At 71.2% G+C, this 6346-nt stretch carries 6 protein-coding genes; 2 read left to right on the forward strand and 4 right to left on the reverse strand.

Features of this window, described 5'->3' with window-relative positions; translation table 11 throughout:
- Window positions 1-610, forward strand: a 610-nt coding sequence (locus FUT87_RS12100; RefSeq protein WP_147241173.1) for a glutathione S-transferase C-terminal domain-containing protein, incomplete at its 5' end; no start/stop codon positions are given.
- A 90-nt stretch (window positions 611-700) separates the two neighbouring features.
- On the opposite strand, the gene FUT87_RS12105 is transcribed toward FUT87_RS12100, so the two are convergent.
- Window positions 701-976: a hypothetical protein gene (locus FUT87_RS12105; RefSeq protein ID WP_147239771.1), complete on the reverse strand. Its 276-nt coding sequence runs from the start codon at window positions 974-976 to the stop codon at window positions 701-703.
- 159 nt (window positions 977-1135) lie between these two features.
- Here FUT87_RS12105 and FUT87_RS12110 point away from each other — a divergent pair, with 159 nt between their 5' ends.
- Window positions 1136-2377, forward strand: coding sequence for a multifunctional CCA addition/repair protein (locus FUT87_RS12110; RefSeq protein WP_147239772.1), 1242 nt, complete (start codon window positions 1136-1138; stop codon window positions 2375-2377).
- On the opposite strand, the gene FUT87_RS12115 is transcribed toward FUT87_RS12110, so the two are convergent.
- The 3 genes from FUT87_RS12115 to FUT87_RS12125 all read right to left on the reverse strand — a co-directional run.
- Window positions 2346-3431: a class I SAM-dependent methyltransferase gene (locus FUT87_RS12115; protein ID WP_147239776.1), complete on the reverse strand. Its 1086-nt coding sequence runs from the start codon at window positions 3429-3431 to the stop codon at window positions 2346-2348. The two genes, FUT87_RS12110 and FUT87_RS12115, sit on opposite strands and share 32 nt — an antisense overlap.
- 95 nt (window positions 3432-3526) lie before the next feature.
- On the reverse strand, window positions 3527-5632 hold the full coding sequence (locus FUT87_RS12120; RefSeq protein WP_147241174.1) for a bifunctional diguanylate cyclase/phosphodiesterase: 2106 nt from the start codon (window positions 5630-5632) through the stop codon (window positions 3527-3529).
- Window positions 5633-6346: uracil-DNA glycosylase family protein (locus tag FUT87_RS12125; protein ID WP_147241175.1), on the reverse strand; the 714-nt coding region annotated here is incomplete at its 5' end.

Genomic DNA, 6346 nt, shown 5'->3' on the forward strand with positions numbered 1-6346 from the left:
CGTGCTGCGCTTCGACTTCACGCCGGATTCGGCCTTCTACCGCGAAGTCGGCGCGGCGACGCCGACCGGCAAGGTGCCGGTGCTGGTCGACGAAGGTTTGGCGGTGTGGGATTCGCTGGCCATCGTCGAGTACCTGGCCGAGCGCTTCCCCGACAAGGGCATCTGGCCGAGCGATCCGCGCCAGCGCGCCCGCGCGCGCAGCCTGTGCGCCGAGATGCACAGCGGCTTCGGCCAGCTGCGCGGCCTGTGCGTGATGAACATCGACGCCGACCTGAGCACGGTGGGGCCGCGGCTGCTGGCCTCCGAGGCCGGCCTGCGCAAGGACCTGGCGCGCATCGTCGAGCTGTGGACGGACGCGCTCGCCCAAAGCGGCGGCCCCTTCCTGTTCGGCGCGTTCGGCGCGGCGGATGCGTTCTTCGCGCCGGTCGTGATGCGGGTGACGCGCTACGCCTTGCCGGTGCCGGAGGCGCTCAAGGGCTACCTGGCGCGCGTGGAGGCGGCCCCCGGCGTGCGCGAGTGGATCGCCGACGCGATCGCGGAGAAGGATTTCCTGGACTTCGAGGAGCCCTATCGCGACGTCAGCGGACCGGTGCCGGTGCTCAAGGCCTGACACGCCCGCCGACCCGCCCGCCCCATGAAAAACCGCTTCCGGTCACCTGTGCGGGCAGGCGGCGGGAAGCGGCGAGGTGGACCGCCGGGATCAGTGATCGCGGCGGCGGCGGACCAGGAAGCCGGCGGCCAGCAAGCCGCCGAGCATCATGGCCTGGTTCTGGGACTCGGACACGAACGACGGCAGCACCTGGTCCGCGCCGTCCTGTTCATTGACATCCGGCAGCTGGGCCGGTGCCGACTGGCTTTGCGAGACGAAACTCGTCTCGGCGGCCACATGGACGGCCTTCGCGTCCGTGACCGGGGATTCCTGCGCTTGAGCGGCCAGACCAATTCCGCCCAGCAAGAGGAGGAGAACAGACTTCATTCATAAACTCCCTACTGCTTGCCCGACCTGCCTGGCTACAACTGTCTCTCTCGGTAGCTGGTCTGTTTGAACAGACACTGGTGTGCAGGTGGCATTGGTGAATATACGGAGACACAGCCTAAATGAGCACCCCACACCTTGGGGATGCTGCGCCGCAACATGAGTGATCAGATGTATCTCGTCGGGGGTGCCGTCCGGGACGCCCTGCTGGGCCTGCCGGTCCAGGACCGTGATTGGGTGGTGGTCGGAGCCACGCCCAAGTCCTTGATCGACAAGGGATTTCAGCCCGTCGGCAAGGATTTCCCGGTGTTCCTGCACCCCGTGACCCATGAAGAGGTGGCACTGGCCCGGACCGAGCGCAAGACCGGATCCGGATACCACGGTTTCCAGTTCCACACCGACCCCGACGTCACCCTCGAACAGGACCTAGCCCGACGCGACCTGACGATCAACGCGATGGCCCGGGCCGAAGACGGTTCGCTGATCGACCCCTATGGCGGCCAGCGGGATCTCGCGGCGCGGATCCTGCGCCACGTGTCGCCGGCCTTCGCCGAGGATCCGGTGCGGATCCTGCGCCTGGCCCGCTTCGCGGCGCGCTTCGGGGACTTCTCGGTCGCGCCGGAAACCATGGCGCTGATGCGCGACATGGTGGATGCCGGCGAGGCCGACGCGCTGGTCGCCGAACGCGTCTGGCAGGAGCTCTCCCGGGGGCTGATGGAGCGGCATCCGGCGCGGATGATCGAGATCCTGCGCGATTGCGGCGCGCTGGCGCGCATCGCGCCGGAGTTGGCGCGGCTGTTCGGGGTCCCGCAGCCCGAGGCGCATCACCCGGAGATCGACACCGGCGCCCACCTGCTGCTGGTGCTGGCGGAATGCGCGCGCGTCGACGCACCGCTGCCGGTGCGTTACGCCTCGCTGTGCCACGACCTGGGCAAGGGCACGACGCCCGAGGCCGAATGGCCCCGCCACCTGAAGCACGAGGCGCGCGGCGTGGCCCTGGCGGCCGCGTTGTCGCAGCGCTGGCGCGTGCCGTCGGACTGCAAGGAACTGGCCGAGCTGGTGGCGCGCGAGCACACGCATGTCCACCAGAGCCTGGACTTCAGCGCCGAGGCGCGCCTGCGCCTGATCGAGCGTTGCGATGCGCTGCGCCGGCCGGAGCGCTTCGCACAGCTGCTGCTGGCCTGCGAGTGCGATGCGCGCGGCCGTGCCGGCCTGCAGGACCGCGCCTACCCGCAGCGCACCGCGCTGCTGCACGACCTGAAGGCGGTGCAGTCGGTCGACCAGTCGGCGATTTCAGCAGCGGCGTTGGCGGCCGGCAAGCAAGGGCCGGCGATCGGGCAGGCGATCCACGCGGCGCGGCTGGCCGCGCTCAGAGCGTGTGAGACCGATCGCCCGCGCTGAACCCCAGCGCGTCGAAGCCCTCGCCCGGCGCGAAGCCGATCACCTTGAACAGCTCGCCCATCTCGTGCTCGGCGATCAGCCGGTGGGCCATGCCGCGCTGCGCCAGCGTGGCCTGGCCCATCAGGTCGACCAGGCCGCAGTTGATCAGGAAGTTGGCCTGGCTCGTGTAGCCCAGCACCGTCAGCCCCGCGTCCTGGCCCGCCAGCGCGATGCCGGTGAAGTTCACGTGCGCGGTGATGTCCTTCTGCCCCGGCAGCGCCAGCGGATCGGGATCGGCCCGGTGCAGGTGGTGGCACATCAGCGTGCCGCCGGTGCGCTGCGGGTGGTAGTACTCCGACTCCGGGAAACCGTAGTCGATGAAGAACGCCGCGCCGCGCTTGAGGCGCTCCGCCAGCGTGCGCACGAAGGCCTCGGCCTGCGGGTGGATCTCGGTCACCGTGCCCGGCAGGAAGCCGGCATCCTCCTCGGGCGGGAGCGGCGGGCGCGCGTCGCCGGCGCGGTCGACGAACACCAGCCCGCCCTGCCCGTCCAGGCCCACGCCGCGCCGCAGCCACTGCCGGCCGTCCCAGCGCACCAGGTCGACCGGGATCGCGTCCAGCAGCTCGTTGGCCACCATCACGCCGTGGATCTCGTCGGGCCAGCGGTCCAGCCATTCGACCCGCGGCGCGAAGCGCGCCAGCCGCTCGGCCTGGCGCTCGCGCAGGCTGCCGGACAGGTCGACGATGAAGTACTTCGTCACCGGCTGCCCCAGGACGTCCAGCGCCTCCAGCAGCTGCTCGGCCAGCGCGCCGCTGCCGGCGCCGAACTCGATCACCGTGTCGGTGCCGCTGACCGCCAGCGCCTGCGCGACCTGCCGCGCCAGCGCGCGGCCGAACAGCGGCGACAGCTCCGGCGCCGTCACGAAGTCCGAGCCCTGCTGCGGCATCGTGCCGAACTTGCGGCGCGCGTTGGCGTAGTAGCCCAGCCCCGGCGCGTACAGCGCCAGGCTCATGTAGCGGTCGAAGGGCAGCCAGCCGCCGGCGGCGGCGATCTCGTCGCGCAGCAGGGCGGTCATGGCCGGATCCGTTGCGTGGGACGCCGGGGAAGCCGGCGCGCCATGCGCCGCGGACGCCGCGCCATTCAGGCCGGCGGAGTCGGGAGTCTTGGAAGTCATGTGTCGATCCTGGGAAGCCGGGGCTCGCCGCGCTGGGCCAGCCATGCTTCGAATTCGTCAGCCGGCATCGCGGTGGCGATGACCTCGCCCTGCAGCTCGTCGCAGCCCCATTCGGCCAGCAGATGCCATTGCCGCGCGTTGCGCACGCCCTCGGCGCCGATGCGCAGGCCCAGGCCCTTGGCCATCTGCACCACCGCGCGGGTGATCGCCGCGGCGCCGGCGTCGTCCGGCAGCACGGCGACGAAGCTCTGGTCGATCTTCAGCTTGTCCAGCGGCAGCCGCGTCAGCTGGTTCAGCGCGGTGTAGCCGGTGCCGAAGTCGTCGATCGAGATCGCCAGCCCCTGCGAGCGCAGCGTCTGCAGCAGCTCGGGCAGGCGGTCGATCTCGTCGGTCAGCATGCGCTCGGTCAGCTCGAGCTCCAGCCACTCGCCGGGCACGCCGGCCGTCTTCAGCACATGGGCGACCGACTTGGAGAAGCTGGCCAGCCGGAACTGCATGCTGGACAGGTTGACGGCGATGGGCACCGGCGCGACGCCGCGCTCGTGCCAGGCGCGCGCCTGCCGGGCGGCCTCGTACATCACCCACTCGCCCAGCGGCAGCATCAGCCGATGCCGCTCGGCCACGACGATGAAGGCGTCCGGCGTCAGCAGCCCGCGTTGCGGATGCCGCCAGCGCAGCAGCGCCTCGGCGCCCACCAGTTCTCCGCTGCGCGCGTCGACCTGCGGTTGGTAGAAGAGCACGAACTCGTCGGCCGTCAGCGCCTGGGCGAGCTCGCTCTCCAGCACCAGGTCGGCATAGGCGTTCTCGGCCATCGCCGGCTCGAAGAAGCGGTAGGTCGCGCGGCCGGCGGTCTTGGCCAGGTACATCGCGGTGTCGGCATGCTGCAGCAGGTCCTCGGGCGACTCGCCGTGCTCCGGATACATCGCCACGCCGATCGACGGCGTCACCGACAGGTCGCGGCCGTCCGCCTGCACCGGCACCTCGACGACGCTCAGCAAGGCGTTCAGCACCGTCTGCACGTCCTTGCGCTGATGCACATCCTCCAGCAGCACGACGAACTCGTCGCCGCCGAAGCGCGCCACCAAGTCGCTGCCGCGCAGCCCGCCGCGCAGGCGCTCGGACACGGTGCGCAGCACCCGGTCGCCCTCCAGGTGGCCGAGCGAGTCGTTGACCCGCTTGAAGTTGTCCAGGTCGATGAACAGCAGCGCCGCCCGCCGCGCCGAGCCCTGGGACAGGCGCTCGCGCAGCCGCTCCATGAAGGTCGAGCGGTTCAGCAGGCCGGTCAGCGGGTCGTGCTGCGCCAGGTGCTGGATGCGCGCCAGCGCCTCGAGGTGGGGACGCAGGTCGCGCACGATCGTCATGCGCAGCCGCTCGCCGTTGCGCCACAGCGTGCGGACGATGAATTCGACGTCGATGCGCGCGCCGCTGCGATGCAGGATCGCGGTCGGGTAGCGGGTCTCCTGGCCGGCCTCCATGACCGCGCGCACCGTGTCGATCTGGTCGCCAGCGATCATCGACAGCGCCGGCCGCCCGATCAGTTCGTCGAGCGAGTAACCCACCAGCTCGCACAGCGGCGGATTCACGTCGGTCATGATGCCGTCGCGGTGGAAGACGATGCCCTCCATCGAGGCTTCCATGAACTTGGCCAGCCGGTCCTCGGATTCGCGCACCGCCAGTTCGGCCTCGCGGAAGCGGGTGATGTCGGAGATCAGCACGAAGGTCGACTGCACCGCTTCCGCGCCGGGCGGCAGGTAGGGGATCAGGTTGACCTCGATCCAGTGCGGCCGGCCGTCGCGGCGCTCCAGGCGCCGTTCGTAGCTGACGCTGACGCGCTCGTCGAGCACCCGGCGCACATGGGGCTCGATCTCCTGGGCCGCGTCCTCGCCGATGATCTGCGCGAAGGTGCGGCCCAGCACGCTGCCCTCGTCCAGCCCGAAGCTGCGCGCGTACTGGCGGTTGGCGAAACGGCAGGTGCGCGTGGCGGCGTCGAAGACCGCGATCAGCACCGGCACGTTGTCGGCGAGCAGCCGGAACTGCGCCGCCTGGTCCGCGGCGGAGGAAGCCGGGCCTGCCGGCGGCACGGGCGGCACCGGCGCATCCATTCAGGCGCTCCCGCCGCCGGCCTCCGGACGAGCCGGGGATTCGTCCAGCGTCTTCAGGGCCAGGCAGAGGTCTTCCCAGGCGCGCGCCTTGTCGGGCAGGTTGCGCAGCAGGTAGGCCGGGTGGTAGGTGACGATCAGCGGCACGCCCTGGTAGCGATGGACGCGGCCGCGCAGGCGCCCGATCGGCTCCTGGCTGCGCAGCAGCTGCTGCACCGCGAAGCGCCCCATCGCCAGGATGATGCGCGGCTGGATCAGCTCGATCTGCCGCTGCAGGAAGGGCTCGCATTGCGCGAGCTCCGCGGGATCCGGATTGCGGTTGCGCGGCGGGCGGCACTTCAGCGTGTTGGCGATGTAGACCTGCCGCTCCGGCGGGCCCTCGGCGCGCCCCAGGCCGACCGCGCGCAGCATGCTGTCCAGCAGCTGGCCGGCCGCGCCGACGAAGGGCTCGCCTTGCAGGTCCTCCTTCTCGCCGGGCGCCTCGCCGACCACCATCCAGTGCGCGCGCTCGTTGCCGACGCCGAAGACGGTGTGCTTGCGGGACTCGCACAGCGCGCAGGCGCGGCATTGCGCGACCTCGTCGCGCAGGCCGGGCCAGTCGAGCCGGGCGATCGTCTCGCGCGCCAGGCCGCGGGCCTGCGCCAGCGCCGCGTCGGCAGCGGCCGCGGCCAGCACGGGGGCAGCCACCGGCGCGGTGCGAGGCGAAGGCTCCGGCGC

It is taken from the genome of Mitsuaria sp. TWR114 (assembly GCF_007997345.1).

What these genes read in the sequence shown, in the direction of transcription:
- FUT87_RS12110 (WP_147239772.1), top strand. Translation starts at nt 1,136, where the DNA reads ATGAGTGATCAGATGTATCTCGTCGGGGGTGCCGTCCGGGACGCCCTG.
- FUT87_RS12115 (WP_147239776.1), bottom strand. Translation starts at nt 3,431, where the DNA reads ATGACCGCCCTGCTGCGCGACGAGATCGCCGCCGCCGGCGGCTGGCTG.
- FUT87_RS12105 (WP_147239771.1), bottom strand. Translation starts at nt 976, where the DNA reads ATGAAGTCTGTTCTCCTCCTCTTGCTGGGCGGAATTGGTCTGGCCGCT.
- FUT87_RS12120 (WP_147241174.1), bottom strand. Translation starts at nt 5,632, where the DNA reads ATGGATGCGCCGGTGCCGCCCGTGCCGCCGGCAGGCCCGGCTTCCTCC.